The following is a 17,447-nucleotide window of genomic DNA, read 5'->3' on the forward strand; positions in this document are numbered from 1 at the left end:
CAGCACGGCGCTCGCTCCGCTCGCTCAACGACCGCCGCTCGCTCGACGACCGAGGAAGGACCGCTCATGAGCACCGTCCTCCCGCCGCGCGTCACGCCGCGCCGGCGGATGCCGGACCAGGCGCTCGTCCCGGTCGCGCTGACCGGCGCGCAGCGCCGGACGGTGCACATGCTCGCCTCGCTGCTGCTGGACTACCCGGATGCGGCGTGGTTCGCGCGTCTCGGTGAGCTGCGCGCACACGCAGCCGGTCTGCCCGCGGCAGTCGCCGCGCCGCTGACGGAGTTCATGGACGCGGCGGCGGGGGCCGGAGCATCCGGCTGGCAGCGCGACTACGTGAACACGTTCGACCTGAAGCGGAAGTGCTCGCTGTACCTCAGCTACTTCGCGACCGGCGACACCCGTCGCCGCGGCACCGCGCTGGTGACATTCCTCGACGCGTATCGGGCGGCGGGCTGGGAGTTCGACGCAGCGGAGCTGCCGGACTACCTGCCCGCTGTGCTGGAGTTCTCGGCCCGGTCGGATTCCGAGGTGGCTGGCGCCCTGCTCACTGCCCATCGCGAGGGCATCGAGGTGCTGCGGGCCGCACTCGAGGGCATGGACAGCCCCTGGGCGCTGCTGATCCGCGCGGTGACCCTGTCATTGCCGAAGGTGGACCAGCGCACCCAGGAGCGGGTGCTCGCGCTGGTGAACGAGGGCCCGCCGACCGAGACGGTCGGCCTGAGTCTGCCCATGCCGGCCTTCCGGTCGGTCTCGAGTCAGGGGGAGTGATCGTGTCGACTCTGCAGATCGTGCTGTGGGTGGTGCTGCCGTACGTGTGCGCCGCGGTGTTCATCCTGGGGCACATCTGGCGGTACCGCTATGACAAGTTCGGCTGGACGACGCGCTCGTCGCAGACCTACGAGAACAAGCTGCTGCAGTGGGGATCGCCGATGTTCCACCTCGGCATCCTCATGGTGATCGCCGGACACGCGGTCGGCCTGCTGATCCCGCGGGAGTGGCTCTACGCCATCGGCATCGATGAGCACATGTACCACATCGGTGCCACCGTGCTCGGGACGGCGGCCGCGATCCTCACGCTCGCCGGGCTGGCGATCCTCGTCTTCCGGCGCCGCACGGTGGCGGCGGTGTTCCTCGCCACCACGACGATGGACAAGGTGATGTACGTGTTCCTCGGAGCGACGCTGCTGTTCGGCACTGCCGCGACCGTGGTGCATCAGGTGTTCGGCGGCGGATTCGCGTACCGCGAGACGATCTCGCCGTGGATCAGGGAGATGATCATCTTCCGGCCGAACCCGGAGCTCATGGTGGGGGTGCCGCTGCTGTTCCAGTTGCACGTGATCACGGCCAGCCTGCTGTTCGCGCTGTGGCCGTTCACGCGTCTCGTGCACGTGTTCTCGGCGCCGGTCGGCTACCTGTTCCGGCCGTACATCGTCTACCGCTCGCGCGACGAGCAGCGCGGCTCGCGAGCCCCGAAGCGCGGCTGGGATCCGGTGGCGGCACCGGACCCCGCGCGGCTGCGCCGCCCGTGACACATCTCCGGTCGTTGAGCGAGCGAGGAACGAGCGAGACGAAACGCCTCGGCAGCCCGGAGGCTCGCCCGTGACGGCACTGCGCAGCGTGGACGAGCATCTGGCCCACGTGCTCGGGGCCGTGCGGCCGACCGCCTCCGAGTCCCTCCCGCTGGCCGAGGCATCGGGGCGCGTGCTGGCCGAGCCGGTGTTCGCGCGCAACGCCGTCCCGCCGTTCGACAACTCCGCGATGGACGGTTTCGCGGTGCGGTTCGCGGATGTCGCGGACGCGGCGCCGGAACACCCGGTCACGCTGCGGGTCGTGGCCGACGTCCCGGCCGGCAGCGCGCTGGATCCGGCGATCGGCCCCGGCGAGGCGGCGCGCATCATGACCGGCGCACCCAAGCCCGCCGACGCCGACGCGATCGTACCGTTCGAGGACACCGCCGGCGGACTGGCCGACTCCCTGGCATCCGCCGTGGTCCTGGCCGCGCCGAGCCGACGCGGCATGCACGTGCGCGCCGCGGGGAGGACATCGCGGCCGGAGCCGCCGTGCTGCCCGCCGGAGCGACTCTAGGCGCCCGGCAGTTGTCGGCCCTGGCGTCCGCGGGAGTCGCGCGGGTCGCCGTCGCCCGCCGACCGCGGGTGGCGGTCGTGGCGACGGGCAGCGAGCTCGTGCCGCCCGGGCAGCCGCTGACCCGAGGGAACATCCCGGAGTCCAACAGCCTGCTGATCTCGGGGCTGGTCGCCGAGCTCGGCTGCGAAGTGGTCGTGCGACGGGTCGTCGACGACTCCGGCGACGGACCCGCCGAGGTGGTGGCGCTCGCCGCCGACCTCGACGCGGACCTGGTGATCTTCTCCGGCGGCGTCAGCGCCGGCGCGTACGAGGTGGTGCGGCAGAGCCTCGACGGCGTGATGGAGTTCACGAGGGTCGCCATGCAGCCCGGCAAGCCGCAGGGCTTCGGCGTCGCCGACGGGGGGATGCTGCTGTTCGGGCTGCCCGGCAACCCGGTGAGCGCGGCGGTGTCGTTCGAGGCTTTCGTGCGCCCGGCGCTGCTGCGGATGCAGGGGCGGACGGATACGCGTGCGATATGGCGGCTGCCCGCGGCGGAACCGTGGCGCTCCGCTCCGGGACGGCGGCAGTACCTGCCGGCGGTGGTCGATCGCAGTGATCCGGAGCGGCCCTCCGTGCGGCCGGCCGGCCGCGCGGCCCGGGATCGCACCTGGTGGTCGGCCTCGGCTGCGCCGAGGCGTACGCCGTCGTGCCGGAGGCGGTCTCATCGATCGACGAGGGAGATCTGGTCGACGTCGTCCTGCTGTAGTCGGGCGAGAGATGCGCACATTTCGTCCACCATCGAAACGTTTCCGTTCCAGGATGAAGACATGACCACGCACACCTACTCCTCAGAACTGGACTGGACGGGCAGCACCGGCCAGGGCTACCGGGCCTATGGGCGCGCGCACGCGGTCGGCCTCGGTGAGGCGGGCCCGCTGACGGTGAGCGCCGACCCGGCGTTTCGCGGAGACGCGGATCTGCCCAACCCCGAGCAGCTGCTGCTCGCGGCGGCCAGCTCGTGCCAGCTGCTGTCGTTCCTTGCGGTCGCCGCGATCGCAGGGGTCGACATCGTCGGCTACTCCGACTCGGCGGAGGCGATCATGCCTGCGGACGCCGAGCCGATGCGGATCACCGAGATCACCCTGCGCGTCGCGGTCGTGGCACGCGGCACCGACGAATGGACGGTGCGCGAGCTGCTCGAGACGGCGCACGAGCAGTGCTACATCGCCAACACGCTCGCGACGCCGGTGACGGTGGTCGCCGACGTCGAGATCGTCGAGGACCCCGGGGTCCGCGGCCGCGCCGCGTACGTGACGGATGCGGAGGTCGTGGCGTGAGCATGTACGACATCACAGTCCCGGCACCGGAAGGCGCGACATCGCTGGCCCGGATCGGTGCGATCCTGGGCGAGGCGGGGATCTCGCTCGAAGGAGGCGGCATGTGGGCGGACGTCGCGCACTACCTCGTCGCCGAGGGCGATGCGGCCGCGCACGCGCTCGAGTGCGCCGGCATCCGAGGGGTTGTCGTGCGGCGGGGGCTCGTCGTGCCGCTGGACGCCGATGTGCCGGGAGCCCTGGGCAGGATCATGACGCGCCTCGCCGATGCGGATGTGCACCTGCTGGCGCAGTACAGCGATCACGGCAACCGCAAGGTGCTGATCGTCGACGACCCCGACGCGGCGAGGGCGGCGCTGTCATGACCGACGAGGTGCGCCTGCCGCTCGACGAGCTCGGACGAGTGCTCGGCGAGCCCGCGCGGCTGCGCATCCTGCACGAGCTGTTCGGCGGGACGCCCCTTCCTGCGGGCGCGCTGGCGACCCGGCTCGGGCTCGCGCCGTCCACGGTCAGCGCGCACCTGGCGAAGCTGCACGACGCCGGCCTGATCACCATCGAGCAGCGAGGGCGGGCACGGCTGGCGAGCCTCACCGATCCCGCCGTCGCGACCGCGGTCGAGGCGCTCCTGCAGCTGTCCGGCGAGGCGAAGGTGAACTCCGCCACCACCTTCGACCGGCGCGAGGCCATGCGCGAGGCGCGATCCTGCTACGACCACCTGGCTGGGCGCGCAGGTGTGTTCATCGCAGAGCTCGCAATGGAACGCGGATGGATCGCCGACTCCGCCGGGGCCTGGACGCTGCCGGCCGGTGAGGACATCACCGGCATCGGCGAGGAGCTCGGCCTGACGCTCGAATGGCAGCGGTCGTCGCGGCCGGCGGTGCGGCCCTGCGCGGACTGGACCGAGCGGGCGCCGCACATCGCCGGGCGGCTCGGGCACAGCATCCTCGCTGCCATGATCGATGACGGCTGGCTGCGACGGCGCCGCGACGACCGTGCGCTGACGATCACCGCGCGCGGCAGGGAGCGCCTCGTGGCGCTCGGGCACACCGGGCTGTGAGCGAGACGGTCCGTCGCAGGGGTGCAGCGCCACGGCCCCACGTCGGCGCGGCGTAGGCTGTGGCAGTGCCGCTCGCGATCTTCGACCTGGATGGGACGCTCGTCGATCAGGAGCGTGCGGCGCGGGAGTGGACGCTGCAGTTCGCGCGTGCGTGGTCGCTCGACCCGGATGCCTGCGATGTGATCTCCTCCGCGCTGGCGCAGCCTCGCCCGAAGGGCGAGGTCTTCGGCGAACTGGTCCGGCGTTTCGCCCTGCCGGTCGCGGCGGCGGATGTCTGGGACGACTACCGCGCACGCATGCCCGGCCTCGTCCGCTGCACCGATGATGACCGCGCTGCTCTCGTCGAGCTCCGCGCCGCCGGTTGGACGATCGGGATCGCGACCAACGGGATGGCGGACAACCAGGAGGGCAAGATCAGGAGCACCGGGCTCTCCGAACTGGTCGACGGCTGGGTGGTGTCATCCGAGATCGGCGTCCGCAAGCCGGAGCCGGAGATCTTCCGCGAACTCGCCCGTCGGCTCAGTGCGCCCCTCGACGGCTGGATGATCGGCGACAGCCTCGTGATGGACGTCGCGGGCGGCCAGGGCGTGGGCCTGCAGACCGCGTGGATCATGGCCGATCCGACTCCGCGGTCCGACCCCGCGCCGACGTTCACCGCCGCCACGGTCGCCGGCGCCGTCCGGCTGATCCTCGGCTGATGACGCGCGCCCCGGTCGTTCCCGGGTGCTGGCATCCGCGAGCACGTCCGGGGATAGTGGAGTCATGAGCGACCAGCCCCCGGCGAGCATCGGAGCGATCGTGCTGGTCGGCGGCCGGGCGTCGCGGATGGGCGGAGGCGACAAGCTCCTGTTCGACGTCGGCGGCGCGACCCTGTTCGCTCGCGCCGTGCACGCGCTGCAGGATGCCGGATGCCGGCCGATCACCGCCGTCGGCCCCGAGCTCGACGCTGCGGCTCCCGTGCGGTGGGTGCGCGAGGAGCCGCCCTACGGCGGTCCGGTCGCGGCACTTGCCGCCGCCCTCGCCGACGGGCACGCCGGCGGTTCGGGCCACCGGGGCGCCGCGAAGACCGTCCCGACGGCTCCGCACGCCGGTGACGAACGTACCTTCCCGTCCCGCACAGAAGTCGAGCCGGACTGGACCGTGCTGCTCGCCGGCGACCTTCCGCGCGCGGACGACCTCGTGCCACGCCTCGTGGCACGGATCCCCGAGAATGCCGACGGCTCGGTGTTCGTGGCGGACGGGCATCCGCAGTGGCTGGCCGGGATCTACCGGACATCAGTCCTCAGGGGGGCGCTTGCGGATCTGGGCGACGGCGCGGCGGGGGTCTCCTGCCGCGCGCTGCTCGGCGGTCTCGACCTGACACCGCTCCCGGACGTCGACGGGGTGACCGTCGACGTCGACACACCCGAAGACCTCGCGCGAGCGCGGGAGCGCGCCGCGCGCGAAACCATCACAGTGAATCCGAGGAGAGCGCATGACTGACAAGAATCGCACCCTGCCGCCCGAGGCGCTCGAGGATTGGGCCGTCGCCCTGCGCGAGCGCTTCGACCTGAGCGCCGAAGACGTGCCGATCGGGCTGATCCTCGATCTGGCCCGTGACGTCGCGAACGGCGTCGCCCGACCCGCTGCCCCGTTCAGCGCCTTCGTCGCGGGTCTGGTCGCCGGCCGCCAGGGCGGGTCGCCCGACGAGATTCGCGCTGCGGTCGCCGCCGTGGTCGAGCTCGCCGGCACCTGGCCCGAGCGCTCCGGTCGTTGAGCGAGCGGAGCGAGACGAAACGTGTTCAGCTGACCTGGGACCGTTTCGTCTCGTCGCTGGCGCTCCTCGCTCAACGACCTGGTGAAAGCGGCACTTCAGGTCCCTCACGGGGCGAGCGGACGGGGTCTCAGTGATCCGAGCCGTCGAGCTGCGCGATCACGTGCGCGGCGACGGAGAGGATGACCGGCATCCCGTCGCGCACCCCGCCCGGCGAGCCGGGCAGATTGACGATGAGCGCACCGCCGGCAACGCCGGCGAGTCCGCGCGTGAGCAGCGCGACCGGCTTCTGAGCCGCGCCGACGCTGCGCAGCTCCTCCGGGATGCCTGGCAGCTCGCGCTCCAGCACCCGAGCCGTGCCCTCGGGTGTGGCATCCCTCGGCGCGACACCGGTGCCGCCGCTGGTCACGATCAGCCGGGCGCCGTCGACGATGGCTGCCCGGAGCGCCGCCTCCACGGCATCCGCTCCGTCGGGAACGATCCGCGCGTCGTCGCAGGCGAAGCCCGCCGCGCGCAGCGCCTCGACTGCTACCGGGCCCGACCCGTCTGGCCGCAGGCCCGCCGCCGACCGGTCCGACACCGTGATCACCGCAGCCTGCAACATGGCCCCAGCTTAGGGCTGCGGTTCAGTCGCGGTCACGCGCTCACCTACTGATGCTCCCAGCGCATCAAAGCGTGAGCGCAGCCAATACTCAAGATCGATCCGCAGCACCACGCGAAGGCACCGCGGGAGCGATTATTCACGGCCGCTTCTCCCGAGCCGTTCAGAACGCTGGGTCATACTGTTGGCATGGTGACCGCCAGGCCCGTCTGCGGGCCGATCTCGAGTTATTCACGGGTGCAGATCCTGCACCTGGTCCAGACGCGAGCCGATCGCACGATCGCCGAGATCTGCGAGGAGACCGGCCTGCACGCCAACACGGTGCGCGAGCATCTGCAGCGTCTCGCCGAGGGCGGCTACATCATCCAGAAGACCGAGCACCGCACCACCCGCGGACGCCCGCGCACGCTGTATAGCGCGGCGACCGGCGCCCCGGGAGCCTCCAGTCCGGTGGCCCGCGAGAAGGTCAATGAGGCGGCTCGCCGCGGCGATCTGATGCGTCGCGTGCTGCACACGGATTCCTCAGAGCTGGGCCGCGAGGCGACCTATCAGCTCGATGCGCTGGTGGAGCATCTCGAGGAGAGCGGCTTCGATCCGATCATCGACGAGGGGCGGATGACCGTCGAGCTCACCCCTTGCCCGCACGCCGCAGCCTCGCCGGAGAACCGGCCGCTGCTGTGCCAGGTGCACCTCGGGCTGATGCAGGGCGTGCTCGACGCAGGCCGGCGGTCCGATCGCTGCGGAGTGCGTTCTTGCGGCCGCGAACCCGGCCGAGTGCACCGTGCAGCTGCGGGTCGCCGCGGCCTAGACTTCTCGATCCGACGAACCGGTGCGGTCGGAGGTAGGCCAACCGGCTGCCACGAGCACCTCCGTCGCGATGTCCGTGACCGAGCGACCGTCTGTGACGATGCGACGGACCGTCGCCGCTGCCTCCAGCCTCACCTGCGGCGTTCCCGCTGCGCACGATGTGCTCCGAGAGAGCCGTCCCGATCTCCCGCTTGGCCAGCCTCTCCGAGGCCGTCGCGTCGGTCGCCGTCAACAGCACGCCGAAGGCCTGGACGTTCCCGCCGAGCGCGGCGACCAGCGTGGGCATCTCCAGAACGCTCACGGTGTTGGTGAAGATCAGCCGCGAATAGCCGATCCGCCGGTAGTTGCCCCACATCGCGGCGAGATTCTGCTCGGCGAGATCGATGCCCGCACGCCACGGCTCGGGATGTGCCTGGTCGAGGTTGTCGCCCTCGATGACGGCGTGGCGGACGTCGGCCTGGGCGAGGAGTCGGGAGGCTTCAGCCGCCACGGACGTCTTCCCCACGCCGGCACGACCTCCGATGAAGATGACCTCGGTCGGCGTCGTCGGATCCATCAGGCCTCCTCGGTGAGCAGCTCGTGCAGCTCCGTCGCGATCGTCGCGCGTAGCGCGTCGTGCCTGGTGTCCAGCGCATGCGCGGGATCGCTCCAGCGCGACGGGTCGTAGAGCCACACCGGCTTGCCGATGAGATCGTTGGGCTCCCAGTCGTACCGCGGCCACACGTGCGCATGCACGAACGCGTCGGTGTTCCCGAGGATCTCGATGTTCATCCGCCGGAACCCCGGGTCGTGCGCACGGCAGGCCCGCTCAACGGCGGTCGCCAGCAGGTCGACGTCGGCCAGGTACTGCACCCGCTCCACGCGCGGCAGGTCGGCCAGTGCCGTCGCCGACGGGTTCCTGCTCAGCAGCACGCTGTATCCCGGCAGGAACTGCACGTCGCCGATCACCGCATAGCCCGCGGGGGTCTCGGAGAGCACCGTCGGATTGTCCCCGCGCGCCGCCGACCCGATCCTGTCCTCACGCCAGTCCATGCGCTCGAGCCTAGGCGACGGCACAGCTAGCATCGGGGCGTGATCGTATGGCTCAACGGCACCCACGGTGCAGGAAAGACGACGACGAGCGCACTCGTGCAGGAACTGATCCCCGGCTCCCGCGTGTTCGACGCCGAGAAGGTCGGCGAGACGCTGACGGACGTGCGCCCCGGACTCCCCGAGACGGACAATTTCCAGCATTGGCCGCCGTGGCGGACGCTGGTCGTCGAGACCGCTCGCCGAATCCTCGAGTACACCGGCGGCGTGCTCGTGATGCCGATGACGGTGCTCGTCGAGGAGTACTGGCGCGAGATCAGCACGGGCCTGCACGATCACGGGATCCCGGTGCGGCACTTCGTGCTGCACGCGGATCAGGTCACACTGCGCGCACGCATCGATGGCGACCGGATCATGGGCCCGTCGGGGTTCCGCAGGCAGCACCTGGAACCCTATGCGCAGGCGTTCGGCTCCTGGCTCGGCGAGGAGGCGGAGGTCGTCGACACCACGACGCTGACTCCCGCGGAGGCCGCGAGACAGATCGTCGAGATGCTCGGCGGTGGGGGTGCACGTCCGGCATCCGATCCGTAGCGTGGAGGCTATGACGAGAACAGATGAGGCGACGATGATGATCGACGCATCCTCGGTGCGCGTCTACCGGGCGCTCACGAATCCCGAGGCGCTGGAGCGCTGGCTGCCGCCGGGCCGGATGACGGGACGCGTCGAGAGCTACGACCTGCGCGAAGGTGGCGTCAGTCGCATCGTGCTCCGCTACGACGGCGACGAGGCCGGCAAGTCCGGCGACGGCACGGATGTCGTGGAGGGCACCTTCGTGGAGGTGACTCCTGGTGTGCGGATCGTGCAGGAGGTCGACTTCGTCTCCGACGATCCCGCCTTCGCCGGGACGATGCGGATGACCTGGGAGGTCACCGCCCGCGGCGCGGCATCCGAGGTGGTGTTCCGCGCCGAGGACGTGCCCGCAGGCATCTCGGCGGAGGATCACAGAGCGGGGCTGGAAGCCTCGCTGCGAAATCTGGCCGAGTACGTCGGCGGATAATGGGTGGATGCCCCAGACCTCCCCGATCCAGCCCCACGGCGCCCTCCTCGTCGGCAGTGTGAACTACGACGACGCCGAGACGACCATGCGCACCGCAGCCGAGATGCTGGGCGGACTGCTCCGTCGCATCCCGGACGGCGAAGTCGGCAAGAGGTTCCATTGGATCATGTTCCAGCCCGACGTGCTCGGTCAGACCGACGGCATCGAACGGGTCGGCGAGAACCCGATCCCGTTCCCCGCAGGCATCGACGCGCGTCCGCTGCGCATCGCCGAGGGAGCGGATGCCGCATCCCTCGTCCTCCCGCCGCTCGGCTACGCCTCCGCGGCTCTCGAGTCCTATGAGATCTTCCGCCGGCTGCGCGACCAGGGCGTGATCGCCGAGGAGGTGCGATTCCAGGTGTCGCTGCCGACGCCGCTGGCCGTCGTCGCGTCGTTCTTCGCCGGCGACGACCGCGCCGCGATCGAGCCTGTATACACCGCCGCGATCCTGCGGGAGCTCGACGAGATCCTCGCCGCGATCCCGCACGAGGATCTCGCGATCCAGTGGGACGTCGCCAGCGAGATGGGCATCATCGAGCGCGCGTCCGGCTACGGCGCGGTCATGGATGCCTGGTGGCCGGGCGATCCGTTCGACGGACTCGTCTCGCGCCTCGCCTCGCTGATCGGCGCCGTTCCGCTGGATGTCGAGGTCGGGGTGCACCTCTGCTACGGCGACGCCGGCGAGAAGCACTTCATCGAGCCGGCGGATGCCGGAAACCTGGTGCGCTACGCGAATGCCGTGATCGCCGGCTCGGGGCGCGAGCTCACCTGGCTGCACCTGCCGGTGCCGATCGAGCGCGACGACGAGGCGTATTTCGCCCCGCTCGCGGGTCTCACCCCGGTCGACGAACTGTACCTGGGCCTGGTGCACCGCGAGGACGGTGCCGAGGGCGCGCAGCGGCGCATCGCCGCGGCATCCGGATTCGCGCCGGAGTTCGGCGTCGCGACCGAGTGCGGCATAGGACGCGCGCCGGCCGGCAGCACAGCGGACATTCTGCGGAGCCATGCGGACGTCGCCGCGTCCTGGTGACGGCGCCAGGAGACATCGGCGTCACGTATGACCCACACATCGGCCGCACGGTGAGCGGCTTCGCGCCGCGGGCACGGCGCAGGCTGCGGCTTCGCATCGGGCTCGTCTGTCGGCCGCGCTGCCCGGCAGGCGGATCGCGGTAGCCGCGGGCGTGCGCCGATGCGGGCGAACGGCTCGGCGTACGAGTTCCGCGCCGAGAGCGACTTCCTGTGGCTGGTGGGCGCGGCGATCGAGGATGCCGTGATCGTGCTCGATCCGGTCGCAGGCGGACACCTGGCGACGTTGTACCTCCCGGTGCCGTTCCGGCCCGGAGCTGCGCGGGATCGGCGAGCGACTCGAGGACGACCTGCTGGTCACCGCGACGGGCAGCGAGGTGCTGTCGGAGGCGCTGCCGATCGACGCCGACGGCATCGAGGCCTGGATGAGGGATGCCGATTCGCGCGGGGGTCGTGCGTGACGTAAGCTTGTCCGCGGTGACGTGTCCGAGCGGCCGAAGGTGCAACTCTCGAAAAGTTGTGTAGGGTAACCCCCTACCGTGGGTTCAAATCCCACCGTCACCGCCAAATGATCAGGACCCCCGAGACGCAGTTTCGGGGGTCCTGATCATTTCACGGCGACGTCTGAACTTGACGTGCCGAGCACTTGACTACGAGCGGACCTGTCGTTTCCGCTCGTACCTGGCTATGAATCCGGCCGCAACGGTAAGGTCGTGAACGATGCGTGCCGCCGCCCGCGCCATCCCGCTCGACCGGAGAGTCATGAAGCTCAGATCACGTCACGCACTGGCCATGTCGACCGCGATCGCGCTGGGGCTCGCGGGGCTGTCCCCGGCCGCCGCGGTCGCTGCCGTGCCCGCTGCAGCGCGTGCTACTGCTCCTGCGTCCGCGGCCCAGGGTGCTGCGGCCGGCGCTGTACCTGCAGCGACAGTCTTCGTGACGCCGCTCGCGCAGAAGTCGTACACCGTTTCTGCATGGCAGGGTCCGCGCTGCATGCCCATGCCCGGCGCCAGCACGTCGCACGGCGGCGTCGACCTCGCGACGAAGAGCGGTTCGCCGATCTACGCCGTCGCGGCAGGCGTCGTCACCGCCACCGTTTCGGGATCCGGTTCGCTCGCCGGACACATCGACATCCGTCACACCGTCGGCAAGGTGACGTACACGACGAAGTATCTGCACATCTGGTCGGCGACGACTCACGTGAAGGTCGGTCAGGTCGTGAAGGCCGGGCAGCAGATCAGCACTGTGGGCACGAGTGGAAACTCCACCGGCCCGCATCTGCACCTCGAGCTCTGGGAGAACCAGGCGGGCGGGAACAAGCAGCTCGATCCGGTCCCCTGGCTGAAGAGCCGCGGCGTCGACCTGGCAAAGCAGGCCACGGCGATCACCGCCAAGACGGCGCCGAGCACGTGCACCTATTACACGACCGGAGTAGTGAACCTGCGCGCAGGGGCGTCGACTGCGACGGCCGTCGTCGCGAGCCTCGCCGCCGGCACAATGGTCACGGCGGTGCCGGGCAAGGTCTCGAACTCGTTCCTGCCTGTCAAGGCGGGTTCGCGCAGCGGATGGATCGCGAACTGGCTGCTCAGCCCGACTCGCCCCGTCGTCACGACTCCGAAGCCGACTCCGACGACCGCGCCGAAACCGGCTCCGACGACCGCGCCGAAACCGGCTCCGACGACCGCGCCCAAGCCGACCCCTGCCGGCAGCTCCTCATCCGCGATCACCTACAAGACCACGGCGGTGTTGAACCTGCGGCCCACGGCGTCGACGAGCAAGAAGGCGTTGCTGAGGATCCCGAAGGGCAAGAGCGTCGGCAAGGTTCTCGCGTCGAGTGGTTCCTGGCGCAAGGTGACGTACGCCGGAAAGACCGGCTGGGTGCACAAGGATTACCTCACGAAGTCGACCGTGACGTCCGTGGCGCCGAAGGCGATCACCTACAAGACCACGGCGGTGTTGAACCTGCGACCGACAGCGTCGACGAGCAAGAAGGCGCTGCTGAGGATCCCGAAGGGCAAGAGCGTCGGCAAGGTTCTCGCGTCGAGTGGTTCCTGGCGCAAGGTGACGTACGCCGGAAAGACCGGCTGGGTGCACAAGGACTACCTCGCGGGGGGCTGACGCCTGATCATTCAACGGCGACGTTCGTCGCGTTGGACGACAGGGCTCCTCGTTCGACTCTGCGCGTCGGCGTTGGCGTTGGGCGCGTTGGACAACGGCGTACTCAGAGCACGAGAGCGAGGGCCGCGAGAACAAGAGCGCCGAAGGAAGCAGCGGATCGCACGCCGTTCAGCACATTCCATCGACGCTCGAATGCGGTGCGAGACGCGGCTGCAGTCGCGGTGGAGCTCTCCAGCGCGTTGTTCAGCGGCACGTTTCCTGCAATCGTCACGACGATCGCTCCGAGGAGGAAGACGACCCCGGCCGCGATGAGCAGCCATCCGCGCGGCGCCTCCGAAGAGATCAGTCCGGCCCACACCAGCGGCACCGGGGGCAGGAAGATCGGCAGCAGGAACAGCGGGTTCACCACCGCACGGTTGATGGACGTCATGGCCGACACGAAGGTGTCGGCGTCCGTGCGACCCAGTCCGGGCATCACGCCCGTCGAGAACGACCAGAACGTTCCGCCTCCGAGCGCGAGAAGGACGAGACCGATGACAGCGAGGATGTCGGTGAGCTCCACGACGTGCACTCTATGACATCGACGTGCGGGGCGGATGCCCCGCCGCAGGGGTCGCCGTTCCACGGGCCGATTCCCTGACGGTGCGGCTGCCTGTGGTCCGACTGCGCAGCCCGCTCAGCACAGCGCCGCGAGCAGCTCCCTGGCGACAGACCGCACAGTCCTTCCGACCGACGGAAGCGGCGCGGGTCTGACAGGTATCCGGCGTGGAGTCAATGCCCTGTCGAGAGCGGAGCGCGGAGTCCCAGACTGCCCCGTGTGGAGAGTAGGAAGGCGAACACATGAAAGCTCTGACGTGGCAGGGGAAGCGGCGCGTGACCGTCGAGTCGGTGGCGGATCCTGTCATCGAACACCCGACGGACGCGATCATCAGGGTGACCTCGACGGCGATCTGCGGATCGGACCTCCACCTTTATGAGCTGTTCGGACCTTTCCTCGACGCGGGCGACATCCTCGGTCACGAAGCCATGGGCGTCGTGACGGAGGTCGGCTCGGAAGTGAGGACGCTCAAGGTCGGAGATCGCGTCGTCATCCCCTTCAACATCGCCTGCGGTCATTGCTTCATGTGCGAGAGAGGCCTCCAGTCCCAGTGCGAGACGACTCAGGTACGTGAGTACGGAAGCGGGGCCGCGCTCTTCGGGTACACGAAGCTGTACGGGCAGGTGCCGGGCGGGCAGGCGGAGTATCTGCGTGTTCCGCTCGCCGACCACAACCACATCCGCATCCGGGACGATCTGCCCGACGATCGGTACCTCTTCCTCAGCGACATTCTGCCCACGGCGTGGCAGGCGGTGGAGTACGCCGAAGTCCCGGAGAAGGGCAGCCTCGTCGTGATGGGTCTCGGCCCCGTCGGCCAGTTCGTCTCACGGATCGGCGTTCAGCGCGGCTATCGCGTCCTCGCCGTCGACCCCGAAGCGCCCCGACGGGAGATGGCCGAACGGCACGGAGTGCTGGCACGTGACCTCACGAAGGAGGTCGTGCCCGAGCTGCGGGATCTCACGGACGGGCGCGGGCCCGACGCGGTCGTGGATGCGGTGGGACTCGAAGCCCATGGCAGCCCCGCAGTCGCCGTGGCCCAATCGGCGGTCGGTATGCTTCCCGACGCCCTCGCGCAGAAGCTGATGGACGCTGCGGGCATTGATCGACTCGCAAGTCTCCATGCCTCGATCGACGTGGTGCGCCGGGGAGGCACCGTATCGATCAGCGGCGTCTACGCCGGCGACGCCGACATCCTGCCGATGAAGACTCTCTTCGACAAGCAGATCAGCCTGCGCATGGGGCAGTGCAATGTGAAGCGCTGGGTGGACCAGCTGATCCCGCTGGTCGAGGATGCGGCGGATCCGCTCGGCGTGACCGATCTGGTGACTCACCACGCCCCACTCGATGACGCACCGGCGCTCTACGAGAAGTTCCAGAAGAAGCAGGACGGATGCATCAAGGTGGTCCTGCGTCCAGGGGCCGTCGCGTCGGATCCGGCATTCGCGGAACGGCAGGGATGATGGCGGCGCCCCTGCTTCCGGAGGACGGCATATCGCTGCTGGTGCGGGGCTGTCACTCCCGCTCAGGACAGCGTCGCGAGCAGTTCCCTGGCGGCTTCGTCCTTGGTGAGGGCGGCGAGCAGCGGCACCTCGAGGATGTAGCGCCCGTAGATGAACCCGATGATGGTCATGACCATCCGCCGGCCGCGTGCGACGCCGAAGTCCGCCACCAGCGGCGCGAAGACGGCGTGCTGCAGGTAGCCGGCGATCGCACCGGATGACTCGTCGAGGGCGGCGTACCGGCGAGCAGTCTCGATGAGCTTCGCCCCGATAGCCGGGTCCTCCCATGCGGCGAGGAGTCCCTGCACGAGCCGCCGCAACTGGATGGTGCCCGCGGAGTCACGCGCCAGCGACACGACGTCGTGCGGCGCGATGCGGGATCCGATCGCGGCAGCGACGAGGGCGTCGCGGGATCCGAAGTGATAATTGACCAGAGTGTGGCTCACCCCGACTTCCGCCGCCAGGTCTCTGGAGGATGTCTCGGTGAGGTCCCCTGCCTCCAGGTGCCGATGAGCGGCGTCGATCAACGCCTGTCGCGCCGCGGGGGTGCCGCGAGGTCGTCCCGATCGTCTATTGACCACTCTCGAATCGTGGCACCTCGCGGCGGATCCTGGAACCATGAACACTCCCATCCGGACCGACTGCGTCGTCGTCGGCGGAGGTCCCGCCGGCCTGATGCTCGGACTCCTGCTCGCCCGCCAGGGTGTGGATGTCACGGTCGTGGAGAAGCACGCCGACTTCCTTCGTGATTTCCGCGGCGACACGATCCATCCCTCGACCCAGGAGCTGCTGATCGAACTCGGGCTTCTCGACGACCTCTTGCGCCGCCCGCACTCCGACATGGCACGGGTGCAGGTGAGCTGGCACGGCACCACCGTCACGCTGGCCGACTTCTCGCACCTGCCGACACAGCGCAAGGTGATGACGTTCATGCCCCAGTGGGACTTCCTCGACATGATCGCGGATGCCGCGATGCGGTTCCCGAACTTCCACCTGCTGCGTTCGACCAGGGGCGAGAAGGTTCTGCGGGATGCCGGGGACCGGATCATCGGGATCGCAGTGGTCTCTCCCGACGGAACCCCTGTCGAGATCTCCGCGCACCTGGTGGTCGACGCCTCTGGCCGAGACTCCGACGTCCGTGCGGATGCGGGGCTGGAACCGATTCGCGTCGCAGCCGCCATGGACGTGCTCTGGTTCCGCCTGCCCAAACAGCCGGGGAGAAGTATCCGTTCATACAGGCGGGGTCGGGAATGATCATCACCATCGACCGGGAGGGCTTCTTCCAGATCGCCTACGTCATCCCCGCCGGCACCTGGTCAGGAGAGGAAGAGGATGTCGCCCGCATGCGGGCGAACCTCGGTCGGGTATCCCCGGGCGTCGGCGACTCGTTCGCCCGCGTGCACGTCGCGGCCGCCGACGTGCACCTGCTGAGAGTCCGTCTGGAGCGGCTCCGTCGCTGGTACGCCGACGGCATGCTGTGCATCGGGGATGCCGCGCACGCGATGTCGCCGGCGGGGGAGTGGGGATCAACCTGGCTGTGCAGGACGCGGTGGCGGCGGCCAGGTACCTCGGGCCGGTCCTGACGACTCGCCGTCCTACCGTGCGCGAGCTGCGCAGGGTGCAGCGTCGGCGCACCTGGCCCGTCGTCGTGACCCAGCAGATTCAGCGCAACGCGCAGGGGCCGCTGCTGGCCGTGACCGAACCGGGGGCACGGATGCCGCTGGTGCTGCGTGCACTTCGAAGGGCGCCGCGCCTGACCCGGGTGGTGGGTCGATTCGTGGGCCTCGGAGCACGTCCGGAGAGGCTGTCCAGGCCGGCGATGCGGTGAAGGAGACGGTGAAGGACGCCGGCGAGAACGCCAAGGACGCACAGGAAGTTCACTGACCGGGACTGAGCCGCACCGTGTCAGCCCTCGGCGTGCACCGCGAGCACGCGGTCGAGCTTGCCGAATGTCCGGCGCCAGCCAGCCGCGTAGTCATGGCCCGATGCGGCGCCCAGTTCGCTGTGCACGAAGCGAATGCGCGTCTCGGCATCCAGAGTCTCGAACTCGACCGTCACGCGCGAAGTGACGCCCGGCTCGTTCACCCATGCCCACGTGAACTCGAGTGCCGTCGTCGGCACGACCCGCAGATACGTGCCGAAGCAGGTGTGCTCGGCGCTCGTGGAGTCACGGAAGCAGATCTCGAAGCCTCCACCCACGCGTACGTCCAGCGCCGCAAAGGTGACGACGCCGGCAGGATCGGACCCCCACCACTCGCCGACGATGCCCGGATCCGTCCAGGCGCTCCAGACGCGATCGATCGGGGCGTCGAAGGCGTACTCGACGACGACATCGGATCCTGTCTGCTCGGTCATGCTGCCTGATACTACGGAGGGAGCGGAGAAGCGTCCAGGGGGCCGGAGAGCGCGACACGCCCGGGGTAGGCGCCCCGATTTGCCAGAACGGCGGGAACCACGTAAATTAT

The 17,447-nt window shown here is 69.6% G+C and carries 24 protein-coding genes, 1 tRNA gene and 1 pseudogene; 20 read left to right on the forward strand and 6 right to left on the reverse strand.

What is annotated here, in order from left to right:
* The first annotated feature begins 66 nt into the window (after positions 1–66).
* From narJ to L2X99_RS17655, 9 genes are all read left to right on the forward strand, one after another.
* On the forward strand, positions 67–768 hold the full coding sequence (gene narJ, locus L2X99_RS17605; protein WP_236135471.1) for a nitrate reductase molybdenum cofactor assembly chaperone: 702 nt from the start codon (positions 67–69) through the stop codon (positions 766–768).
* 2 nt (positions 769–770) lie between these two features.
* Entirely contained in the window at positions 771–1,529 is a 759-nt protein-coding gene (narI, locus tag L2X99_RS17610; protein ID WP_236125618.1) for a respiratory nitrate reductase subunit gamma, read from the forward strand.
* A 70-nt stretch (positions 1,530–1,599) separates the two neighbouring features.
* Positions 1,600–2,085: a hypothetical protein gene (locus L2X99_RS17615; protein ID WP_236125617.1), complete on the forward strand. Its 486-nt coding sequence runs from the start codon at positions 1,600–1,602 to the stop codon at positions 2,083–2,085.
* Positions 2,061–3,401, forward strand: coding sequence for a molybdenum cofactor synthesis domain-containing protein (locus tag L2X99_RS18735; RefSeq protein WP_442923467.1), 1,341 nt, complete (start codon positions 2,061–2,063; stop codon positions 3,399–3,401). The genes L2X99_RS17615 and L2X99_RS18735 overlap by 25 nt, the downstream gene beginning before the upstream one ends.
* A gap of 2 nt (positions 3,402–3,403) precedes the next feature.
* Positions 3,404–3,763, forward strand: a complete 360-nt coding sequence (locus L2X99_RS17635) for a hypothetical protein (RefSeq protein WP_236135472.1) — start codon at positions 3,404–3,406, stop codon at positions 3,761–3,763.
* Positions 3,760–4,455, forward strand: coding sequence for an ArsR/SmtB family transcription factor (locus tag L2X99_RS17640; protein WP_236125613.1), 696 nt, complete (start codon positions 3,760–3,762; stop codon positions 4,453–4,455). The genes L2X99_RS17635 and L2X99_RS17640 overlap by 4 nt, the downstream gene beginning before the upstream one ends.
* 65 nt (positions 4,456–4,520) lie before the next feature.
* Positions 4,521–5,153 carry an HAD family hydrolase gene (locus L2X99_RS17645; protein WP_236125612.1) on the forward strand — a complete coding sequence of 211 codons (633 nt, stop codon included), beginning with the start codon at positions 4,521–4,523 and terminating at the stop codon, positions 5,151–5,153.
* Positions 5,154–5,217: 64 nt separating this feature from the next.
* Positions 5,218–5,937 carry a molybdenum cofactor guanylyltransferase gene (mobA, locus tag L2X99_RS17650; RefSeq protein ID WP_236135473.1) on the forward strand — a complete coding sequence of 240 codons (720 nt, stop codon included), beginning with the start codon at positions 5,218–5,220 and terminating at the stop codon, positions 5,935–5,937.
* A complete protein-coding gene (locus tag L2X99_RS17655; protein ID WP_236125610.1) occupies positions 5,930–6,211 on the forward strand; it encodes a DUF6457 domain-containing protein in 282 nt (93 codons plus the stop codon). Before mobA ends, L2X99_RS17655 begins: the two co-directional genes overlap by 8 nt.
* A 127-nt stretch (positions 6,212–6,338) precedes the next feature.
* Here the strand turns inward: L2X99_RS17655 and L2X99_RS17660 are convergent, their stop codons facing one another.
* The gene (locus tag L2X99_RS17660) at positions 6,339–6,812 is read right to left on the reverse strand and encodes a MogA/MoaB family molybdenum cofactor biosynthesis protein (protein WP_236125609.1); all 474 of its coding nucleotides are present in this window, start codon (positions 6,810–6,812) and stop codon (positions 6,339–6,341) included.
* A 186-nt stretch (positions 6,813–6,998) separates the two neighbouring features.
* Between L2X99_RS17660 and L2X99_RS17665 the strand changes: the two are divergent.
* Positions 6,999–7,115: pseudogene (locus L2X99_RS17665) on the forward strand (transcriptional regulator); the annotation flags it as partial.
* Positions 7,116–7,437: 322 nt separating this feature from the next.
* On the opposite strand, the gene L2X99_RS17670 reads toward L2X99_RS17665, so the two are convergent.
* Positions 7,438–8,172 carry an AAA family ATPase gene (locus L2X99_RS17670; RefSeq protein ID WP_329608194.1) on the reverse strand — a complete coding sequence of 245 codons (735 nt, stop codon included), beginning with the start codon at positions 8,170–8,172 and terminating at the stop codon, positions 7,438–7,440.
* Positions 8,172–8,648, reverse strand: a complete 477-nt coding sequence (locus L2X99_RS17675) for an HIT family protein (protein WP_236125606.1) — start codon at positions 8,646–8,648, stop codon at positions 8,172–8,174. Before L2X99_RS17675 ends, L2X99_RS17670 begins: the two co-directional genes overlap by 1 nt.
* Positions 8,649–8,687: 39 nt before the next feature.
* Between L2X99_RS17675 and L2X99_RS17680 the strand changes: the two genes are divergently transcribed.
* The 6 genes from L2X99_RS17680 (at position 8,688) to L2X99_RS17700 (ending at position 12,885) form a co-directional block, all read left to right on the forward strand.
* Entirely contained in the window at positions 8,688–9,236 is a 549-nt protein-coding gene (locus tag L2X99_RS17680) for an AAA family ATPase (protein WP_236125605.1), read from the forward strand.
* Between the two features lie 10 nt (positions 9,237–9,246).
* The gene (locus tag L2X99_RS17685) at positions 9,247–9,702 is read left to right on the forward strand and encodes an SRPBCC domain-containing protein (RefSeq protein WP_236125604.1); all 456 of its coding nucleotides are present in this window, start codon (positions 9,247–9,249) and stop codon (positions 9,700–9,702) included.
* Positions 9,703–9,709: 7 nt separating this feature from the next.
* On the forward strand, positions 9,710–10,771 hold the full coding sequence (locus L2X99_RS17690; RefSeq protein ID WP_236125603.1) for a hypothetical protein: 1,062 nt from the start codon (positions 9,710–9,712) through the stop codon (positions 10,769–10,771).
* A gap of 159 nt (positions 10,772–10,930) precedes the next feature.
* Positions 10,931–11,233, forward strand: a complete 303-nt coding sequence (locus L2X99_RS18740) for an aminopeptidase P N-terminal domain-containing protein (RefSeq protein WP_442923469.1) — start codon at positions 10,931–10,933, stop codon at positions 11,231–11,233.
* Positions 11,234–11,243: 10 nt separating this feature from the next.
* A tRNA-Ser gene (locus L2X99_RS17695) sits at positions 11,244–11,334 on the forward strand.
* A gap of 153 nt (positions 11,335–11,487) precedes the next feature.
* Entirely contained in the window at positions 11,488–12,885 is a 1,398-nt protein-coding gene (locus L2X99_RS17700) for an SH3 domain-containing protein (RefSeq protein WP_236135474.1), read from the forward strand.
* A 103-nt stretch (positions 12,886–12,988) separates the two neighbouring features.
* Here the strand turns inward: L2X99_RS17700 and L2X99_RS17705 are convergent, their stop codons facing one another.
* Complete coding sequence (locus L2X99_RS17705) at positions 12,989–13,447, reverse strand: anthrone oxygenase family protein (RefSeq protein ID WP_236125601.1); 459 nt, start codon at positions 13,445–13,447, stop codon at positions 12,989–12,991.
* 278 nt (positions 13,448–13,725) lie between these two features.
* Here L2X99_RS17705 and L2X99_RS17710 point away from each other — a divergent pair, with 278 nt between their 5' ends.
* A complete protein-coding gene (locus L2X99_RS17710; RefSeq protein ID WP_236125600.1) occupies positions 13,726–14,943 on the forward strand; it encodes a zinc-dependent alcohol dehydrogenase in 1,218 nt (405 codons plus the stop codon).
* A 62-nt stretch (positions 14,944–15,005) separates the two neighbouring features.
* Here L2X99_RS17710 and L2X99_RS17715 read toward each other — a convergent pair whose 3' ends face one another.
* The gene (locus tag L2X99_RS17715) at positions 15,006–15,614 is read right to left on the reverse strand and encodes a TetR/AcrR family transcriptional regulator (RefSeq protein WP_329608075.1); all 609 of its coding nucleotides are present in this window, start codon (positions 15,612–15,614) and stop codon (positions 15,006–15,008) included.
* Between L2X99_RS17715 and L2X99_RS17720 the strand changes: the two genes are divergently transcribed.
* From L2X99_RS17720 to L2X99_RS17730, 3 genes are read left to right on the forward strand one after another with little or no spacing between them, the layout of a single operon-like run.
* Positions 15,601–16,236 carry an FAD-dependent monooxygenase gene (locus tag L2X99_RS17720; RefSeq protein ID WP_236135475.1) on the forward strand — a complete coding sequence of 212 codons (636 nt, stop codon included), beginning with the start codon at positions 15,601–15,603 and terminating at the stop codon, positions 16,234–16,236. The two genes, L2X99_RS17715 and L2X99_RS17720, sit on opposite strands and share 14 nt — an antisense overlap.
* The gene (locus L2X99_RS17725; protein ID WP_236125598.1) at positions 16,233–16,565 is read left to right on the forward strand and encodes an FAD-dependent monooxygenase; all 333 of its coding nucleotides are present in this window, start codon (positions 16,233–16,235) and stop codon (positions 16,563–16,565) included. Before L2X99_RS17720 ends, L2X99_RS17725 begins: the two co-directional genes overlap by 4 nt.
* Positions 16,566–16,582: 17 nt before the next feature.
* The gene (locus L2X99_RS17730; protein ID WP_236125597.1) at positions 16,583–16,810 is read left to right on the forward strand and encodes a hypothetical protein; all 228 of its coding nucleotides are present in this window, start codon (positions 16,583–16,585) and stop codon (positions 16,808–16,810) included.
* Positions 16,811–16,887: 77 nt separating this feature from the next.
* On the opposite strand, the gene L2X99_RS17735 is transcribed toward L2X99_RS17730, so the two are convergent.
* On the reverse strand, positions 16,888–17,337 hold the full coding sequence (locus L2X99_RS17735; RefSeq protein WP_236125596.1) for an SRPBCC family protein: 450 nt from the start codon (positions 17,335–17,337) through the stop codon (positions 16,888–16,890).
* Positions 17,338–17,447: the final 110 nt, after the last annotated feature.

Origin of the sequence: Microbacterium sp. KUDC0406 (genome assembly GCF_021582875.1) — a bacterium.
Taxonomy (GTDB): domain Bacteria; phylum Actinomycetota; class Actinomycetes; order Actinomycetales; family Microbacteriaceae; genus Microbacterium.

Coding starts and splice junctions, on each gene's coding strand:
- L2X99_RS17685 (WP_236125604.1), top strand. CDS start 9,247: ATGACGAGAACAGATGAGGCGACGATGATGATCGACGCATCCTCGGTG.
- L2X99_RS17675 (WP_236125606.1), bottom strand. CDS start 8,648: ATGGACTGGCGTGAGGACAGGATCGGGTCGGCGGCGCGCGGGGACAAT.
- L2X99_RS17720 (WP_236135475.1), top strand. CDS start 15,601: ATGAACACTCCCATCCGGACCGACTGCGTCGTCGTCGGCGGAGGTCCC.
- narJ (WP_236135471.1), top strand. CDS start 67: ATGAGCACCGTCCTCCCGCCGCGCGTCACGCCGCGCCGGCGGATGCCG.
- L2X99_RS17690 (WP_236125603.1), top strand. CDS start 9,710: ATGCCCCAGACCTCCCCGATCCAGCCCCACGGCGCCCTCCTCGTCGGC.
- L2X99_RS17700 (WP_236135474.1), top strand. CDS start 11,488: ATGCGTGCCGCCGCCCGCGCCATCCCGCTCGACCGGAGAGTCATGAAG.
- L2X99_RS17725 (WP_236125598.1), top strand. CDS start 16,233: ATGATCATCACCATCGACCGGGAGGGCTTCTTCCAGATCGCCTACGTC.
- L2X99_RS18740 (WP_442923469.1), top strand. CDS start 10,931: ATGCGGGCGAACGGCTCGGCGTACGAGTTCCGCGCCGAGAGCGACTTC.
- L2X99_RS17710 (WP_236125600.1), top strand. CDS start 13,726: ATGAAAGCTCTGACGTGGCAGGGGAAGCGGCGCGTGACCGTCGAGTCG.
- L2X99_RS17655 (WP_236125610.1), top strand. CDS start 5,930: ATGACTGACAAGAATCGCACCCTGCCGCCCGAGGCGCTCGAGGATTGG.
- L2X99_RS17660 (WP_236125609.1), bottom strand. CDS start 6,812: ATGTTGCAGGCTGCGGTGATCACGGTGTCGGACCGGTCGGCGGCGGGC.
- L2X99_RS17670 (WP_329608194.1), bottom strand. CDS start 8,172: ATGGATCCGACGACGCCGACCGAGGTCATCTTCATCGGAGGTCGTGCC.
- L2X99_RS17640 (WP_236125613.1), top strand. CDS start 3,760: ATGACCGACGAGGTGCGCCTGCCGCTCGACGAGCTCGGACGAGTGCTC.
- L2X99_RS17715 (WP_329608075.1), bottom strand. CDS start 15,614: ATGGGAGTGTTCATGGTTCCAGGATCCGCCGCGAGGTGCCACGATTCG.
- L2X99_RS17635 (WP_236135472.1), top strand. CDS start 3,404: ATGTACGACATCACAGTCCCGGCACCGGAAGGCGCGACATCGCTGGCC.
- mobA (WP_236135473.1), top strand. CDS start 5,218: ATGAGCGACCAGCCCCCGGCGAGCATCGGAGCGATCGTGCTGGTCGGC.
- L2X99_RS17735 (WP_236125596.1), bottom strand. CDS start 17,337: ATGACCGAGCAGACAGGATCCGATGTCGTCGTCGAGTACGCCTTCGAC.